We start from the raw sequence: 16,688 nt of genomic DNA, 5'->3' as shown, positions 1-16,688 counted from the left end.
CCGAACGTCGACTTGTTAGGGTGATTTCGCTCGTTTGGGCCCGACAACTCGACGCTCGGCGAGATCAGGCTTCCGGAAGCTCCGGGGGTGGGCGGTAGTCGGGCTGATACCCCGAAATGTGGATCGGACTGCCGACGAGGCGGAAATCCCCCGCCGTGACAACGACTTCCGGCGTCGCCGCGAGCGCTTCGGGCAGGGTCCTGACGGCCGCCGCCGGAACACCCAGCGGGCGGAGTCGTCCTTCCCATCCAGCGGCGGTGTCGGTGGCCAGCATCGCGGTGACGACCGACAGCACTTCGTCGCGGCGAGCGACTCGCTCGGCCATCGTCTCAAAGCCCCCGATGCCCGCCTCAGCGGCAAACGACTTCCAGAAGCCGTCGTGGGTGATGAACAGCGCCAGATACCCGTCGGCAGTCGGAAATAGCTGGGCCGGAACGTAATACGAGTGCGCCCCATACGGCCGGCGCTGCGGCTCGACTCCGCTGTTGAGGTAGGCCGACGCGTGATAGTTCAGCTGCGACAGCATCACGTCGCGCAGCGACACATCGACCTGCCCACCGGTTCCGGAGATGATCTTGGCCAAAAGCCCTAGTGCCGCGGTCATTCCGGTGGAGTTGTCGGCCGAGGAGTAACCGGGCAGCGTCGGCGGGCCGTCCGGATCGCCGGTCAACGCCGCGGTGCCGACGCCGGCTTGCACCACGTAATCGAAGGCCGGATCGTCGCCGCCGTACAGCCCGAACCCGGTGATCGCGACGCAGACGATCCGCTCGTTGTGCCGTCGCAGCTCGTCATAGGTGAGGCCGAGCCGCCGAATGGCCGACGGTTTCAGGTTCACCAGCAAGGCGTGTGAGTCGGCGACCAGTTCACCCAACCGTTGCTGTCCCGCATCGGAATTCAGGTCCAGCGTGATGCTGGACTTGTTGCGGTTGATGCTGGCGAAGTAGGTGGCGCCGACGCTGCGCGAGATTTCGCCGCCGCGTGGTTCGATCTTGATGACCTCGGCACCGAGATCGGCGAGCAGCATGGTGGCGTACGGACCCGCCAGCATGGTGCCGACTTCCAGGATTCGTATCCCGGCCAGCGGCCCGGAATTGCTGCCAGTCAACGCAATTCCGCTGCGAGCGAGGCGATCACTTCGCGGGTGCGGCGCTTGGAAGCGACCAGCTCATCGCGGTTGGCGCCGATCGGCAACAGCCGCACCGACAAGTCGGTCACACCGGCGTCGGCGAAAGCGCGGAATCGCCGCAGAATTTGCTCCTCGTCGCCCGCCGCACACAGATCGCCGACATCGCGGGCATCGCCGCGGTCGAGCAGGCGCTGATAGTTGGGCGACACCTCGGCCTCACCCAGGATGCGGTTGGCCCGCTCCTTAGCCTCGTCGACTTGTGCAGGGGTACAGAGGCATACGGGGATGCCCGCGATGATCCGTGGCGCGGGACGACCGGCGTCCGCGGCGGCCTTGGTGATCTTCGGCGCAATGTGATCAGCGATCGCGCGCTCGTCGGCCATCCACAACACGGTGCCGTCGGCGAGTTCACCGGCGATCTGCAGCATCACCGGCCCCAGCGCGGCGACCAGGACCGGCATCGGGGTATCGGCCCCGATCGCCATCGGGTTGTGCACCGTGAACGAGTCGTTCTCGACGTCGACCGATCCCGGACCGGCGATGGCGGCGTTGAGCACCTGTAGGTAGTCGCGGGTGTAGGCGGCCGGCTTCTCATACGGCAGGCCGAGCATGTCCCGCACGATCCAGTGGTGCGACGGTCCGACACCCAGCGCCAACCGGCCACCGGCGACCGCATGCGTCGAGAGCGCTTGGCGGGCAAGGGCAATCGGATGCTGAGCCTGCAACGGCACCACCGCGGTACCCAGCTCGATGCGCGTGCTGTGCGCGGCCATCAGCGACACCATGGTGAGGCAGTCGAAGTCGTTGGGCACCTGCGGCATCCACGCGGTGTCCAGCCCCGCGGATTCGGCCCATTCGATGTCGGAGGCCAGCTTGTCCACCTTGCGGGCCATGTCGCCACGCTCGGCGCCGATCATCACTCCGACGCGCATGGTTCCTCCGTGGCGGGTTGCTTCGGTTCAATTTCCGCAGTGCCGGTCAGCGCGCGGATTTCGCGCACCAATGTGTCGAGCGGGGTGCCGGTGGGAAACACCGCGGCGGCACCGGCCGCGACGAGTTTGGGGACGTCGGCATGCGGAATGGTTCCCCCGACGACGACGGCGATGTCCGCGGCGTCGGCGGCGCGCAACGCCTCGACGGTCCGGGCGGTGAGCGCCAGATGCGCCCCGGAAAGGATGCTCAGGCCCACGACGGCGACGTCTTCCTGCACCGCGATCGATGCGATGTCTTCGATTCGCTGACGGATGCCGGTGTAGATAACCTCGAATCCGGCGTCACGCAAGGTGCGGGCGACGATCTTGGCACCCCGATCGTGCCCGTCGAGGCCGGGTTTCGCGACCAGAACTCGCACCGCCATTTAGAACACCACCGGTTGCTGGAACTCGCCCCATACTGCCTTGAGCGCGGAGACCATTTCCCCGACCGTGCAGTAGGCGTTGGCGCAGTCGATCAACTTGTGCATCAGGTTGTCATCCCCCTCCGCGGCACGCGACAGGGCCGCAAGGGTGGATTCTACTGCGGCCGAATCTCTTTCGGCCTTCACCTTGGACAGCCGCTTGAGCTGCAGATCACGTCCTTCGGCGTCGAGCTCGTAGGTGACGACGTCGTGTTCGGGCTCCTCCGTCACGAACCGGTTGACCCCGACCACCGGGCGAGTACCGGCCTCGACGTCCTGATGCATCTTGAAGGCTTCGTCGGCGATCAGGCCCTGCAGGTAACCGTCCTCGATGGCATGGACCATGCCGCCGTGCCGCTCGAGGTCGGACATGATCTCGATGATGCGGGCCTCGGTGGCATCGGTCAGCGCCTCCACGAAATACGAGCCGCCCAGCGGATCGGCGACGCTGCCCACACCGGTTTCGTGCGCCAGGATCTGCTGGGTGCGCAGCGCCAGCGTCGTGGTTTCCTCGGTGGGCAGTGCGAAGGGCTCGTCCCAGGCCGCGGTGAACATCGACTGCACGCCACCCAGGACCGCGGCCATCGCCTCGTAGGCCACCCGGACGATGTTGTTGTGCGCCTGCGGCGCGTACAGCGATGCGCCCCCGCAGACGCAGCCGAAGCGGAACATCGCCGCCTTGGCCGTCGTCGCCCCGTAGCGCTCCTGCACGATCGTCGCCCAACGCCGACGCCCCGCACGGTATTTGGCGATCTCCTCGAAGAAGTCTCCGTGGGTATAGAAGAAGAACGAGATCTGCGGTGCGAATTGGTCGATCGTCATGCGGCCGCGCTCCACCACGGTGTCGCAATAGGTGACCCCGTCGGCCAAGGTGAACGCCATCTCCTGCACCGCGTTGGCGCCGGCGTCGCGGAAATGCGCACCGGCCACCGAAATGGCGTTGAACCTCGGAACCTCGGCCGCGCAGAACTCGATGGTGTCGGCGATCAACCGCAGTGACGGTTCCGGCGGCCAGATCCAGGTTCCGCGCGAGGCGTACTCCTTGAGGATGTCGTTCTGGATGGTCCCGGTGAGCTTGGCCCTCGGAATCCCCTTCTTCTCGGCGGCCGCGACATAGAAGGCGAGCAGGATCGCCGCGGTCCCGTTGATCGTCATGCTCGTGCTGAGCTTGTCCAGCGGAATGCCGTCGAACAGGATCTCGAAGTCGGCCAGGGTATCCACCGCGACGCCGACGCGGCCGACTTCCTCGCCGAACTCGGGGTCGTCGGAGTCGTATCCGCATTGGGTGGGCAGGTCGAGCGCCACCGACAGCCCGGTTCCACCCTGATCGAGCAGGTACCGGTAGCGGCGGTTGGACTCCTCGGCGGTGCCGAAGCCGGAATACTGCCGGAAAGTCCACAGCTTGCCGCGATAGCCGGACGCGAAGTTGCCCCGCGTGAAGGGGAACTCTCCGGGCGCCGGAGGCTCCGCGCGCCTATCCGCCGGCCCGTATACGGGCTGCAGCGGGATGCCGGAGGGAGTGTGGGCCGTATTATCCATCGATGAATAACGTACTTGCAAAAAAAGAGAATGCCAATACCACGCGTTGACCTGGTCAAACGTGTGGAAGACCTGGCAAAAGGAGACTCCAATGGCTGAGAACAAGCTCGCCGACCGCACCGTCGTGATCTCCGGCGGCAGCCGGGGCATCGGACTCGCGATCGGAATCGGCGCCGCCCGCCACGGCGCCAACGTGGTGCTGCTGGCCAAGACCGACACCCCGCACCCCCGGCTGCCCGGAACGGTGCACACCGCGGCCGCCGAGGTCGAAGCGGCCGGCGGCAAGGCGCTCGCGGTCGTCGGCGATGTGCGCCGCGAAGAGGACGTGCAGCGCGTGATCGACGCCGCGGTGCAGCGGTTCGGCGGCATCGACGTCTGCGTGAACAACGCCAGTGCCATCGCGACGGACCCGACCGCCGTGCTCTCGGCCAAGAAATACGACCTGATGCAGGAGATCAACCTGCGCGGAACCTTCCTGCTCACCAAGGCCTGCGTGCCGCATCTGGAAAAATCGGCCAACCCGCACGTGCTCACCATCTCGCCACCGATCAACCTGAACCCGCGCTGGCTGGGCGCCCACCCGGCCTACACGCTGTCCAAGTACGGCATGACGCTGCTGTCGCTGGGCTGGGCCGCGGAATTCGCCTTCCAAGACGGCAAAGCCGGGATCGGCGTGAATTGCCTTTGGCCCGAAACATATATCGCCACCGCTGCCGTGACGAACATGGCCGACGGCGAGAAGCTGGCCCAGTCGTCGCGCAGCCCGGAGATCATGGCCGATGCCGCCGTCGAAATCATCTCCCGGCCCGCGCGCGACGCCACCGGCAACTGCTACATCGATTCCGAGGTTCTGCAATCGGCCGGGGTCGCGGACCTGTCCCGCTACGGGGGCGGATCCCATCCCATTCCCGACCTATTCCTGGACTGAATACCTAGGCGCGGCAAATGATTTCGCCGTGCGGGATCGCGAGCCAACCGTCTTTCGCCGCGGCCCACTCCCGCCATGCCTGCGAGATCTCCTCGAGCTGCGCGGTGGTGGCCAGACCGAACCGCAGAATATCGCGGGCTATGCCGGAGTGCAGAATTCGGTCGGCCCACATTTTGCCCCACCATTCCCGGGTCTCGGCCGAGGCATAGCACCAGAGGCTTCCGGTCGGTGTCACGTCGTCAAAGCCGGCTTCTAGCGCCCACGACAGCAGCTGCCGACCGGCGTCCGGCTCGCCGCCGTTGGCACGCGCGGCCTGTTGGTAGATGTCGCGCCAAAAGTCCAGTGCCGCAAGGCGTGGGAACCAGACGAACCCCGCGTAGTCGGCATCGCGAGCCGCCACGATGCCGCCGGGCGCACAGACCCTGCGCATCTCGCGCAGCGCCCGCACCGGATCCCCGACGTGCTGCAACACCTGGTGTGCGTGCACGACGTCGAACGTGCCGTCGGCAACGTCGAGCCGATCCACGTCGGCGGTGGCGAACGAGACATTGGACAGGTTGCGCTGCTGAGCCTCGGCGCGGGCCACGTCGAGGACATCGGCGAATTGATCGACGGCAGTGACCGATCCGGGCGCCACGATCTCCGCGAAGTCCGCGGTGATCGTCCCGGGGCCGCAGCCCACGTCGAGCAGCGACAGCCCCGGCCTCAGGTACGGCAGCAGGTAGCCCGCGGAGTCCGCCGCGGTGCGCCGCTGGTGACTGCGCAGCACCGATTCGTGATGTCCGTGCGTATAGCTGGCCTGGTCCTTCATGACGCAAAGCTTACCGGCCATTGGCCACAATATGAAACTAGCGTCTCATTATATGAGACGCTAGTTTACGGGGACATTGAGAATCGGGCGGTTGACGCCGGCCCCGGGACCGTCGAAGTGCCACCATTCACCGGAGTACGGGGACAGCCCGCCGTACTTCATCGCATCGCGCAAGGTGGCACGATTCGCCTGAGCAGTCGCGCTGACCCCCTGAGTCGCGAATGCCGTTGCGCGCGGGGTGAAATCGTCGAAGTCGGTGCCCATGTCAGCCAGGCACAGACCGCCCGCATGACGTTCGGGCGGACACTGCGGTTCCACACCGGTGAAGGTCACGTCCACCGAACGCCCCGACTCGTGGCTGTTCGCATACGGGCCCGGCCGCGCCACCCAGGCCGGGTTGGGGACCACGTTGTACATCCTGACCTGAACATCGTGCGGCCGATAACAATCCCAGAACACCAGCAGGTGCCCCCGGGGACGCAGCGCCGACGCGGCGGTGGCGAGGCCGCCAGACATGGATTGGTGCACCAGGCAACGGGCGTCGGAGGGATACAACTGCGTGCCGGTGAAGTTGTTCGTCGTGGCGTAGCGCAGGTCGATGATCGCGTCGGGGACGACGGTGCGAACGTCGACGAAACCGGCCGCGTGCGCCGCCTCGCTGACGGGCGGCACGTCCGGGCCGGCCTGCGCGGTTGCCGCTTGCGACACCGCGACCAGTACCAGCGAGAGAACCAGGCGCACACAACGCATCCCGCCATTGTGGCGGGTGTTCGTCGATTAACCCGGTAGGCCGACGGCGGAAAATACGCCCTCGGGGTCGATCCGCTCCTTTGCGGCACGCAGGCGTGCGGCGCGAAATCGGCGTCGACGCGCTCCGCCCGGCCGGCCTTTTCACCCTCGTCGACGACAACGGATGGAGCCGCGCCAAAGCCGAAGAGTGGCTCCGCAACGCGGTTGGCCAGGCGCTGCTGAAGCCTCGGCTGTTGAACCCCCATTGATGAACCGCGGCCGATCACTTATGGTCCAGGGTAGCCGATCGGCTAGTCTATGGCCGGCGGCCCAAAGGAGCACTGGCGATGGCGAAGTTCGGCGTGGGTGTCATGCACAACACGATCAATTCGCGCTTCGGCCCCAAGCCGTTGATCCACGCCGACTACATGACCGGACTGGCGTGCGGAGCCGACTCGTTCTGGGTCGCCGACCATCTGAATTCGGTTCTGCCGCCGTCGATGTGGAACACCAAGCACGTGGGCGCCGCCCGCATCATCCCGAAGATGGACGCGCATCTGGAGCCGTGGACGATGCTTGGCTACCTCGCCGGGCGCAACAAGGCCCGGATGCGGCTGGGCGTGGCGGTCACCGACACCGGCCGCCGCAATCCCGCCGTCACGGCGCAGGCCGTGGCCTCGCTGCACCTGTTGACCAAGGGTCGCGCGGTACTGGGCATCGGAACCGGCGAGCGGGAAAGCAATGCGCCCTATGGGGTTGACTGGTCGAAGCCGGTGGGACGCTTCGAGGAAGCCGTGGCCACCATCCGCGCGCTGTGGAATTCCAACGGCGAGTTAGTCACCCGCGACTCGGAGTTCTTCCCGCTCCACAACGCGACGTTCGCGCTTCCGCCGTACCGGGGTAAGTGGCCGGAGATCTGGATCGCCGCCCACGGGCCGCGCATGATGCGCGCTACCGGCAAATACGCCGATGGCTGGTTCCCCGGAACGACGCGGGCGGGCGAATACGGCGAGCAGCTCGAGATCGTGCGTACCGCGGCGTCGAATGCGGGCCGCGATCCGCAGGCCATTACCCCCGCGCTGATCCGGTTCATTGTGACCGGACGGTCCCGCGACGAAATCGACGAGGTCGTCGATTCCGATATCGCCAAGGTGTTCACCCTCAACTCCCCCGCCAAAGACTGGGAACGCCACGGCGCGCAGCATCCGCTCGGCGCGGACTTCACCGGAGTCCAGGATCTGATTCCGCAATTGATCGACGAAGAGACGGCCCTGTCTTACGCGGCGAAGGTGCCACGATCCCTCGTCCAGGAACTATTTGCGGTGGGGACACCCGATGAGGTCATCGAACAAATCGCGGAGTTCCGCGACCATGGCCTGCGCTACCTCGTCGTGGGCAATGCCGGTGCGATTCAACCGAGTTTGCGCAAAAGCGCGTCCGCGACCACGCCCTACGTCAAGGTCGTGCGCGGTCTGCGAAAGCTGTAGGCAAGGAGGCGAATGCAATGCCGATGATCGACCTGATATTTGTGCGGGGCTCCATAGACGATGCGGCGTTGAGCCGGCTCACCGACGAATTGGTCACCGCGCTGCTGCGCGCCGAACGCGTGCCCGACACCCCATTTCTGCGCGATAACACCTTGGTGTATCTGCACGCGATAGCGCCGGCCGAGCTCTCGGTCGGTGGTCGCGGTCCGGGCGAACCCCGTTTCCGGGTGGACCTGACGGTGTTCGCGGGCGCACTCGACAAGGCTCGTAAAGAACAGCTCGCTGCCGACGTGCACGCGGCGGTTTGTGCCGCGGCCGGTATCGAGCCGCTAGGCCCGCGAGCGTTTCAGGTGTGGACGCTAATTCACGAAATCCCCGAAGGAAATTGGGGCGGCGGCGGCAACATCATTTACTACCAGCAAGTGAAAGGCCTTGTCGCCGAGTAGTACTGGCGGTTGTGTGAGCTGGATAGCACAATACCGTGCCGTGTGATTTGTCTAACTGTCGGCTCTTTTATAGCCATCTTCGTTCACTACTTTGGTACGTTTCAGCGAAATCTATCGCTAGGAAACAAATGCGAAAAATCCCCGCGCTGTTGTTCATTGGCGCCAATATTCTCGGAACGGCCGCGTTTTGCGGTGCGACGGGCGTCGCGGCCGCGGATGCAAGTTCTAGTGGCTCGCTGGTGCCGTTGACGCCGAAATTCCGGGCGTGCGACTTCACCTGGGCGGTGAATGTGCCGACAATGGGTAAGGGCAGCGGCCAGGCCGTCATCAGCAGGGCGACATCCAACAAGGTCGTCGCGCAGGTGCAATTGATCGCCGCCGAACCGGCAGCGCACTACAACGTCAGGCTGATTCAGTCGCCCAGAACTTCGGCAGGGTGCGGAGCCGGAGATGCCGGCGTCACCGCCGGCGGAATCGACACCGACGGCAGCGGCGCGGGCACGGTGACGCTGGACGGCCCGATCGCCGCGAATTCCACCGGAGTCTGGGTTTTCGTCGACCGCCCATCGCCGCACTCGCAGACACCGATCGACTTCTACACGTCGGAAATCATCACCCCGATCTAGTTGCGCTACAACGCATCTAAGCGATCGGATCCACGGTCGCTACCCTGGACTTCATGGCTCCCAAAGTGGCGACCGCGGACGCGGTCAGTCTTCCCGAACTTCTCGAGTTCATCCGGCCCAGGCACAAGATGCTGCTGACGACGTTCCGGTCGGACGGGTCGCTGCACAGCTCACCGGTTAGCGGTGGCGTCGACGAGCAGGGCCGCATCGTGATTGCGACCTATCCGCAGCGCGCCAAGAGTGCGAACATCCGCCGCACCCCGTCGGCGAGCGTGGTCGTTCTCTCCGATGATTTCAACGGGCCCTACGTGCAAGTCGATGGGGACGCGGAAGTAATCGACCTACCCGAGGCGGTGGAACTGCTCGTCGACTACTTCCGGGTGATCGCCGGTGAGCACCCGGACTGGGACGAGTACCGCCGCGCCATGGTCGATCAAGGCAAGTGTTTGATTCGCGTCACGCCACGCCGCTGGGGCCCGGTGGCCACCGGCGGCTTCCCGCCGAAGTAGGCCCTCAAGCCGACTCGGGTACGTAGACGCCTTGTCCCTGGGCTAATTTTTCCAGCGTGTCGTACGCCATCCAGACGAATCCCTTTTCGCCCCAGCGTCTTCCCCAGCTGTTCTGGATCCGGACCGCGCCGGTCGACTTCGTGTATGCGTCGTCGTAGCCGACGATTAGCATCACGTGGCCGGATTTCTTGCCGTTTTTGTCGCGGCTCAGCTTCCCATTCCCGACGTAGGGCGACGGCTGGCCACGATAGCGAGGAAAGTCGGTGTAGAGCGAGGTGCCGAAAGCGATTGGCATCCCGGATGCGATGATGGTACGAAGGTTGTTCAAACCGTCCGCCCCGGTGATATGTGTCAACTTGTACTCGGGGATGCGAAAGCCGGGATCCGGCGGGATCGGCTGCGAGCCATACTGCGACCACTCCACTCCGCACGTCGCCTTGGATCCCGGCTTGCGGTTGGGCGCGGCAGCCAAGGACGGCGTGCCGCCGTTAGATCGAAGCCAATCCAGGCATTTGGTGATTTGGCCGCCGTGACAGGTGTTTTCGGGGGTTTCGTGCGCGATTTCGTACCGAATGTAGGCGTAATCGGGTCCAGCCAGCCGGTCGGGACTGGTTGGTGGGATACGGCTTTTGCGGGCCGCGTAGAACGTCGCGAGGCCGTATACAGAGGCCCACACGAAGCAATTCGGCATGGTCTGCCGCCCCACCGGGGGTAACCACTCTTCCGGGACCGACGCGGCCCGCGGCACTTCGCCCGAGTGCCTGGGTCGTTCGGTTTCCCCGGGCTCCGCGGTGTCGGGGTCGTACCCATAGAACGAGAGGTCGGCCGGCTCTTCGCTCTGATTTTGGCTTTGATTTGCGGCTTGATCGTGCCCGCTGCTGCACGAGGGCAATGCCGCCGCCAGGGCGCCCGCCACCGACAAGCTCAGCAGCGAACGCCTGCTGATCCGTGGATCCACGGGTTCTCCTAGGTCAAGCGGCGGAGTTGCCAACGACGCCTCATAACCTAATTGCGTCCAACCATGCGCGCCTGACGTTGGAGGACCGCGATTACAACATTCTGGGTGGCCAGGGGCGGGATCGAACCGCCGACCTTCCGCTTTTCAGGCGGACGCTCGTACCAACTGAGCTACCTGGCCCGGAAGGCACCGATAACGTGCCTCGCCTTCTATGGGCGACCCTGACGGGACTCGAACCCGCGACCTCCGCCGTGACAGGGCGGCGCGCTAACCAACTGCGCCACAGGGCCTTGCTTTCCTGCTGTACTGCTCGCTCCGACGTTACCGCCGTTGCGGGTACCCCCAACGGGATTCGAACCCGTGCTACCGCCGTGAAAGGGCGGCGTCCTAGGCCACTAGACGATGGGGGCCAAAGTCCAACTACCGTTGGGAGCCGCACCAGCTTAGGTCACCGCAGGCCCAATCCTCAAACGAGCGCCGTTCGAGCCGCTTTTGGCGCCCAAGTATCCTGAACGTTCGCCCGCCCCTATAGCTCAGTTGGTAGAGCTACGGACTTTTAATCCGCAGGTCCTAGGTTCGAGTCCTAGTGGGGGCACCAAGACCCGGCCGGAGTTTGTCGCTGAACCCACCCCCGTTGTGGGGCAGCTAACAACCGGGCGATTCCCGCAGCACGGCCCCCGTTTGACCGCCGCGCGACTTGGTTATGCTTCGCCACGTGAGTGTCGATCCGGCCTGGCAAAACGCGCCCGCAGCCCTGGTAACGATGGAAATCCGTCACCCCGCAACGGATTCCCTCACCGAATCGTCGAGCCGAGAGCTCAAGAGCCTCCTCGCCGACGACCTGCCCATCGAACGTCAGGCTCAGGACGTGGCGTGGGCGATGGGCCCGGGGGGAAGTCCGGCACCGGCGGCTGAGCAATTCGTCCGCTACGTCAACCGCGACGGCACGCTGGCCGCCTCGATCAAGGCGCAGGCGATCGTCATCGAAACCACCGCCTACTCCACCTTCGAGGCGTTGTCGGACGTCGCGATGCGCGTCGTGGAGGCTTGCGCACAGGTGTCGTCGATCGTCGGGGTGGAACGCATCGGTCTGCGCTACCTGCTGGAGATCCGCGTCCCGCTGGGCTCCGACGGTCGCATCGACTGGGCCGAGTGGATCGCCGAGCCCCTCCTCGGGCCGCAACGCATCGCTCCCGGCGGGCTGACCCTGACCGAATGGCAGGGCGCCGCCGTCTACCGCGAGCAGCAGCCGGGCAAATCGATGATCGTGCGCTACGGGCCGGGCATGGGCCAGGCCCTCGACCCGAACTACTACCTGCGCCGGACCCTGCCGGCCCAGCCCGGACCGTTTTTCCAGCTGGACATCGACAGCTTCTGGACCCCGGCCGCCTCGATCCCCGAATACAACCGGGACGCCGTCCGTGCGACCTTTCACAACCTTTACGAGCCGGCTCATGCGCTGTTTCAGGAGATGCTCACCAGCCGCCTGCGGGACGACCTGCTCGGCTGAGCCCTATCGGGTGAGCACCGCGCTGCTGTAGGTCACATCCGCGAAGGCCTGCGCGACCTCGTCGTCGGGATACTGAAATCCGTTGGCCGCGTTCAGCTCCTTGACGGTGTGCGACGAAACGCTCCAGCCGCGGGCCTTGATGTGGTCGATGAGGTGGCTGCGTTGGCCGTGGTACACGAGATCGTTGAAAGCCCGCTGAGCGGCAACCATCGTTGCCGTCGCCCCGACGCTCGTCGCGAGATCCCAGCGATCACTATCGGCGCGCGCCATATTGCTCCCTAGTCCCAATCACAAACAAACATAGACTAGCTAGTTATTACCACAGCCCCGGCACCCGGGCCTGTCGGGACTACCCCAGGCGATCGACCGCGCCGAGATTGCGAGCTAGGAAACCTTGGGGCAGTAATGCATTGGGTTCTCGCGCTCGTCCATCGGCGGCAGGTTACGCGCCGGCGTGTGCACGAGTGGCGCGTCGGCGGGAATCCGTCCAGACGCACGATCCAAACCGGCCCTGGCCCGCGGATGTTTGCGGAATCGCGCTGGCACACAGGCGAATACGAGGCGTACCAGGTCTCCGAGGCGCCGATGCAGCCATTCGTCGCGGCGCGACCACTGGTAACCCATCAGCCGGCGTACCGGCGGATCGTAGAGGCCGACGGTGAACCAGACGAAGAACGGGGCCAGCAGTTTGCGTTGTGCCGCCCACAGCCAGTCCGGAGCCTTTCGGGCAAACGGCGGTTTGGGCAGCTCGGTCAGATCCAGCACCGCACGCGCCGCCTCGTTGTTCTCTAACACGTTGCGGCACATGTGATCCCAATAAACTTGGAATTCCTCCCAGGACGCCGGCACTGGCCGCATGCTCATGCCGTACATCCGGTACCAGTCGATGTGTTCGTCGAACAGCTGGCGCTTCTGCGCCTCGGTCAGCCCGCCGCAAAACCGTTCTGCCACATGGATAGTCCCGACGAAGAAGGTGGCGTGCGCCCAGTAGAAGACATCGGGATTCAGCGCGTGGTAGCGGCGGCCCTGCTCGTCAACACCCTTGATTTCGACGTGATAGTCGCGCACCTCGGCGCCGGTGACCGGAGCCCGGTCCCCGTCGAAAACAACCCCACCGATCGGATACAACGACCGCAGCAGCCGCGGCCAGCGCTCCCGGAAGAACGTCGAGTGGTCCATCACCGCCGCGCCCAGCTGCGGATGCATGTTCTGCATGGAACCCGCCCAGGGCCCCTGCAACATGCCACGCCAATCCCCGAAGTAGCGCCACGTCAGCGAATCCGGACCGAGCGGCATCGGCGGTGCCTGATACCCCAACGGAGAGGCGGGACACCCGCCGGCGACCCCATCGGTAGCATGATCAGAAATTGCCAACTCGCCGAAAGTGGTCGCGTCGCTACCAGCTTCGGCGCTGGTCAGGGGGCAGGCTGCGGACGTATGTTTGGTCACTGTTGGGTTTCCTGTAGCTAGCCGAAATTTTGACTACGTGCGTTGTCATTTCAAAGCTTAGGAGCGATGTGCAGTCCGGTCAACGACGGGGCCGTTGGTCAGGGGTCCCCCTGGAGAGTCGCCACGCCCTCCGACGCGACAATCTCATCGCCGCCGGCGTGCAATTGCTGGGCAGCGAGCGCGGGCCCGCGCTGACCGTCCGGGCCGTTTGCCGCAAGGCCGCGCTCACCGAACGGTATTTCTACGAGAGCTTTTCCGACCGCGACGAATTCGTGCGGGCGGTGTACGACGATGTGTGCGCGCGGGCCATGACGACCCTCACCTCGGCGGACACCCCGCGGGAAGCGGTCGAGCAGTTCGTCGAGCTGATGGTCGACGACCCGGTGCGCGGGCGGGTGCTGCTCCTGGCGCCGGCCGTCGAGCCGATCCTGACCCAGTCCGGCGCCGAGTGGATGCCCAGCTTCATCGACCTGCTGCAGAAAAAGCTGTCCAACATCGGCGATCCCGTGCTGCAGAAGATGATCGCCACCAGCCTGGTCGGCGGTCTGACCAGCCTGTTCACCGCTTACCTGAACAGGCAGCTCGGCGCCACCCGCAAGCAGTTCATCGATTACTGCGTGAACATGCTTTTCAACACGGCAGCCCCGTATGTACCGCCGCTCGACGGGGTATCCGAGTAACGGCCTTTGCCGTACCTGCACAAATTCGCCAAGTTGTGACTTGGCGCGCCCAGGGCGGAACTTGATGCTACTGGCCGACACAGATATATTGACTGCAACCATTAGGCACAGATAACTGGGGGTGCGATGTCAGGCGAGCTGACCCAGCTGCAGCTGCTGCACGAACTCGAGCCGGTCGTTGAGAAGTACCTCAACCGGCACCTGAGCATGCACAAGCCTTGGAACCCGCACGACTACATCCCGTGGTCGGACGGCAAGAACTTCTACGCGCTCGGTGGGCAGGACTGGCACCCCGAGCAGAGCCAGCTCTCCGACCTCGCGCAGGTGGCGATGGTGCAGAACCTGATGACGGAAGACAATCTGCCCTCCTACCACCGCGAGATCGCGATGAACTTCGGCCTGGACGGCCCCTGGGGCACGTGGGTCAACCGCTGGACCGCCGAAGAGAACCGGCACGGCATCGCGCTGCGCGACTACCTGGTGGTGACCCGCGCGGTCGACCCGGTCGAGCTGGAGAAGCTGCGCATCGAGGTGGTCAACCGGGGCTTCAGCCCGGGCCAGAACCACCAGGTTCGCGATGACCTGTTCGCCGAGAGCCTGTTCGATTCGGTCATCTACGTCACGTTCCAGGAGCTGGCCACCCGGATTTCGCACCGCAATACCGGTCGGGCCTGCAACGAGGCGATCGCTGACCAGCTGCTGGGCAAGATCTCGGCCGACGAGAACCTGCACATGATCTTCTACCGCGACGTCAGCGAGGCCGGGTTCGAGATCGCGCCCAACCAGGCGACGAGGTCGCTGCACAAGATCCTGCGCAACTTCCAGATGCCCGGTTTCCAGGTACCCGAGTTCCGCCGCAAGGCCGTGTACATCGCCGTCGGTGGCGTCTACGACCCGCGCATCCACCTCGACGAGGTCGTCTTGCCGGTGCTGAAGAAGTGGCGCTTCTTCGAACGTGAAGACATCACCGGCGAGGCCGCCGCGCTGCGCGACGACCTCGCGCTGCTGATCGAGGAACTCGAGATGGCCTGCGACAAGTTCGAGGTGTCCAAGCGGCGCCAGCTCGAACGAGAAGAGCGTACGGGCAAAAAGATCACCGCGAACGAGCTGCACCAAACCGCGGGCAAGCTCGTGATGAGCCGCCGGTAGCCCGGCCTTGCGCATCGGCCCCATCACGCTCGCCAGCCCGGTGGTGCTGGCCCCTATGGCGGGCGTGACCAACGTTGCGTTCCGGACGCTGTGCCGTGAACTCGAGCGGTCGAAGGTCGGCACGGTCAGCGGGCTCTACGTCTGCGAGATGGTGACCGCGCGCGCCCTCGTCGAGCGGCATCCGGTCACGATGCACATGACGACGTTCGCACCGGACGAATCGCCGCGCTCGCTGCAGCTCTACACCGTCGACCCGGCCACCACCTACGCGGCGGCCAGGATGATCGCCGACGAGGGCCTGGCCGACCACATCGACATGAACTTCGGCTGCCCGGTGCCCAAGGTCACCAAGCGCGGCGGTGGAGCGGCGCTGCCGTTCAAGCGCAGGCTGTTCGGCCAGATCGTGGCCGCGGCGGTGCGCGCGACCGAAGGCACCGACATCCCGGTGACGGTGAAATTCCGCATCGGCATCGACGACGAGCACCACACGCACCTGGACGCCGGCCGCATCGCCGAAGCCGAAGGCGCGGCCGCGATCGCGTTGCACGCCCGCACCGCCGCCCAGCGCTACTCCGGCACCGCCGACTGGGAGCAGATCGCCCTGCTCAAGCAGCACGTGAAAACGATCCCCGTGCTCGGCAACGGCGACATCTACGACGCCAGCGACGCGCTGACCATGATGGCCAGCACCGGCTGCGACGGCGTCGTCATCGGCCGCGGCTGCCTGGGCCGGCCCTGGCTGTTCGCCGAACTGTCGGCCGCGTTCACCGGCGGCCCCGCCCCTACCCCGCCGACGCTCGGCGAGGTCACCGACATCGTGCGCCGGCACGGCGAGCTGCTCACCGCGCATTTCGGCGAGGACAAGGGCATGCGCGACATCCGCAAACACGTCGCCTGGTATCTGCACGGCTTCCCGGCCGGATCCGATTTGCGGCGCGAGCTGGCCCTGGTCAAGACGCTCGACGAACTCGACGCCCTGCTGGAGCGGCTGGACGGGACCGTCGAGTTCCCGGAGGCGGCGACCGGGCCGCGAGGCCGGCAGGGTTCACCGGCCCGGGTCTGTCTGCCCGAAGGTTGGCTCAACGACCCCGATGACTGCACGGTTCCGGCCGGAGCCGACGTAATGCACTCCGGCGGCTGAGCCGAACCCCGCTCGAAATCGCGTCGGCGGCGATAAGTCAGTACCATGTGGAACTTGCTGGATTGCGCTTGGGTGGCGGCTGGTTTAACCCGCTGCACAGGGGCTATGGATTACGGCGCGACCCAACCGGGTAGCGAAGTGGCAGCGCGGTTAGCGCGGCGTTGCGTTGAAGTGGCGCACGGACATCACTGACGGCGGCATCGA

The 16,688-nt window shown here is 65.4% G+C and carries 18 protein-coding genes, 4 tRNA genes and 2 pseudogenes; 11 read left to right on the top strand and 13 right to left on the bottom strand.

Annotated features, from left to right (window positions below):
* Positions 1–64: 64 nt before the first annotated feature.
* The 4 genes from G6N55_RS21205 to G6N55_RS21190 are packed head-to-tail and all read right to left on the bottom strand — an operon-like array spanning position 65 to position 4,061.
* Positions 65–1,105 carry a CaiB/BaiF CoA transferase family protein gene (locus G6N55_RS21205; protein WP_085223676.1) on the bottom strand — a complete coding sequence of 347 codons (1,041 nt, stop codon included), beginning with the start codon at positions 1,103–1,105 and terminating at the stop codon, positions 65–67.
* The gene (locus G6N55_RS21200; protein WP_085223674.1) at positions 1,102–2,058 is read right to left on the bottom strand and encodes an LLM class F420-dependent oxidoreductase; all 957 of its coding nucleotides are present in this window, start codon (positions 2,056–2,058) and stop codon (positions 1,102–1,104) included. The genes G6N55_RS21205 and G6N55_RS21200 overlap by 4 nt, the downstream gene beginning before the upstream one ends.
* Positions 2,043–2,483 carry a cobalamin-dependent protein gene (locus G6N55_RS21195; protein WP_085223673.1) on the bottom strand — a complete coding sequence of 147 codons (441 nt, stop codon included), beginning with the start codon at positions 2,481–2,483 and terminating at the stop codon, positions 2,043–2,045. The genes G6N55_RS21200 and G6N55_RS21195 overlap by 16 nt, the downstream gene beginning before the upstream one ends.
* Positions 2,484–4,061 (bottom strand): methylmalonyl-CoA mutase family protein, encoded by a 1,578-nt coding sequence (locus G6N55_RS21190; RefSeq protein WP_085223671.1) that lies wholly within the window; start codon positions 4,059–4,061, stop codon positions 2,484–2,486.
* Positions 4,062–4,152: 91 nt separating this feature from the next.
* Here G6N55_RS21190 and G6N55_RS21185 point away from each other — a divergent pair, with 91 nt between their 5' ends.
* Positions 4,153–4,989, top strand: coding sequence for an SDR family oxidoreductase (locus tag G6N55_RS21185; RefSeq protein WP_085223669.1), 837 nt, complete (start codon positions 4,153–4,155; stop codon positions 4,987–4,989).
* A 4-nt stretch (positions 4,990–4,993) separates the two neighbouring features.
* Here G6N55_RS21185 and G6N55_RS21180 read toward each other — a convergent pair whose 3' ends face one another.
* Both G6N55_RS21180 and G6N55_RS21175 read right to left on the bottom strand, forming a co-directional pair.
* On the bottom strand, positions 4,994–5,800 hold the full coding sequence (locus tag G6N55_RS21180) for a class I SAM-dependent methyltransferase (protein WP_085223667.1): 807 nt from the start codon (positions 5,798–5,800) through the stop codon (positions 4,994–4,996).
* A 60-nt stretch (positions 5,801–5,860) separates the two neighbouring features.
* Complete coding sequence (locus G6N55_RS21175) at positions 5,861–6,550, bottom strand: M15 family metallopeptidase (RefSeq protein ID WP_085223665.1); 690 nt, start codon at positions 6,548–6,550, stop codon at positions 5,861–5,863.
* Positions 6,551–6,645: 95 nt separating this feature from the next.
* Between G6N55_RS21175 and G6N55_RS21170 the strand changes: the two genes are divergently transcribed.
* The 5 genes from G6N55_RS21170 (at position 6,646) to G6N55_RS21150 (ending at position 9,597) form a co-directional block, all read left to right on the top strand.
* A complete protein-coding gene (locus tag G6N55_RS21170) occupies positions 6,646–6,798 on the top strand; it encodes a hypothetical protein (RefSeq protein ID WP_163667439.1) in 153 nt (50 codons plus the stop codon).
* A 78-nt stretch (positions 6,799–6,876) separates the two neighbouring features.
* Positions 6,877–8,016 carry an LLM class flavin-dependent oxidoreductase gene (locus G6N55_RS21165; protein WP_085223663.1) on the top strand — a complete coding sequence of 380 codons (1,140 nt, stop codon included), beginning with the start codon at positions 6,877–6,879 and terminating at the stop codon, positions 8,014–8,016.
* A 17-nt stretch (positions 8,017–8,033) separates the two neighbouring features.
* Positions 8,034–8,462: a tautomerase family protein gene (locus tag G6N55_RS21160; protein ID WP_085223661.1), complete on the top strand. Its 429-nt coding sequence runs from the start codon at positions 8,034–8,036 to the stop codon at positions 8,460–8,462.
* A 128-nt stretch (positions 8,463–8,590) separates the two neighbouring features.
* The gene (locus G6N55_RS21155) at positions 8,591–9,088 is read left to right on the top strand and encodes a hypothetical protein (RefSeq protein ID WP_085223659.1); all 498 of its coding nucleotides are present in this window, start codon (positions 8,591–8,593) and stop codon (positions 9,086–9,088) included.
* Positions 9,089–9,141: 53 nt separating this feature from the next.
* Entirely contained in the window at positions 9,142–9,597 is a 456-nt protein-coding gene (locus G6N55_RS21150) for a PPOX class F420-dependent oxidoreductase (RefSeq protein ID WP_085223657.1), read from the top strand.
* 4 nt (positions 9,598–9,601) lie between these two features.
* Here G6N55_RS21150 and G6N55_RS21145 read toward each other — a convergent pair whose 3' ends face one another.
* The 4 genes from G6N55_RS21145 to G6N55_RS21130 form a co-directional block, all read right to left on the bottom strand.
* The gene (locus G6N55_RS21145; RefSeq protein ID WP_139826939.1) at positions 9,602–10,303 is read right to left on the bottom strand and encodes a C1 family peptidase; all 702 of its coding nucleotides are present in this window, start codon (positions 10,301–10,303) and stop codon (positions 9,602–9,604) included.
* Positions 10,304–10,661: 358 nt separating this feature from the next.
* Positions 10,662–10,735, bottom strand: a tRNA-Phe gene (locus G6N55_RS21140).
* 36 nt (positions 10,736–10,771) lie between these two features.
* Positions 10,772–10,845, bottom strand: a tRNA-Asp gene (locus G6N55_RS21135).
* 47 nt (positions 10,846–10,892) lie between these two features.
* Positions 10,893–10,965, bottom strand: a tRNA-Glu gene (locus G6N55_RS21130).
* Positions 10,966–11,077: 112 nt separating this feature from the next.
* Here G6N55_RS21130 and G6N55_RS21125 point away from each other — a divergent pair.
* A tRNA-Lys gene (locus G6N55_RS21125) sits at positions 11,078–11,153 on the top strand.
* Between the two features lie 117 nt (positions 11,154–11,270).
* A complete protein-coding gene (locus G6N55_RS21120; RefSeq protein WP_264001797.1) occupies positions 11,271–12,065 on the top strand; it encodes a TIGR04255 family protein in 795 nt (264 codons plus the stop codon).
* Positions 12,066–12,068: 3 nt separating this feature from the next.
* Here G6N55_RS21120 and G6N55_RS21115 read toward each other — a convergent pair.
* From G6N55_RS21115 to G6N55_RS21110, 3 genes and pseudogenes are all read right to left on the bottom strand, one after another.
* A pseudogene (locus G6N55_RS21115) lies at positions 12,069–12,254 on the bottom strand (SAM-dependent methyltransferase); the annotation flags it as partial.
* Positions 12,255–12,335: pseudogene (locus G6N55_RS30385) on the bottom strand (hypothetical protein); the annotation flags it as partial.
* Positions 12,336–12,449: 114 nt separating this feature from the next.
* On the bottom strand, positions 12,450–13,514 hold the full coding sequence (locus G6N55_RS21110) for an oxygenase MpaB family protein (protein ID WP_085223651.1): 1,065 nt from the start codon (positions 13,512–13,514) through the stop codon (positions 12,450–12,452).
* Between the two features lie 68 nt (positions 13,515–13,582).
* Here G6N55_RS21110 and G6N55_RS21105 point away from each other — a divergent pair, with 68 nt between their 5' ends.
* From G6N55_RS21105 to dusB, 3 genes are all read left to right on the top strand, one after another.
* Positions 13,583–14,194: a TetR/AcrR family transcriptional regulator gene (locus G6N55_RS21105; RefSeq protein WP_139826937.1), complete on the top strand. Its 612-nt coding sequence runs from the start codon at positions 13,583–13,585 to the stop codon at positions 14,192–14,194.
* Between the two features lie 126 nt (positions 14,195–14,320).
* Positions 14,321–15,343 (top strand): acyl-ACP desaturase, encoded by a 1,023-nt coding sequence (locus tag G6N55_RS21100; protein ID WP_085223649.1) that lies wholly within the window; start codon positions 14,321–14,323, stop codon positions 15,341–15,343.
* 7 nt (positions 15,344–15,350) lie between these two features.
* Positions 15,351–16,484 carry a tRNA dihydrouridine synthase DusB gene (gene dusB / locus G6N55_RS21095; protein ID WP_085223647.1) on the top strand — a complete coding sequence of 378 codons (1,134 nt, stop codon included), beginning with the start codon at positions 15,351–15,353 and terminating at the stop codon, positions 16,482–16,484.
* Positions 16,485–16,688: the final 204 nt, after the last annotated feature.

The organism is Mycobacterium florentinum (assembly GCF_010730355.1).
In the GTDB taxonomy this organism is placed as follows: domain Bacteria; phylum Actinomycetota; class Actinomycetes; order Mycobacteriales; family Mycobacteriaceae; genus Mycobacterium; species Mycobacterium florentinum.
This window is presented reverse-complemented; position numbering and strand designations above follow the sequence as displayed.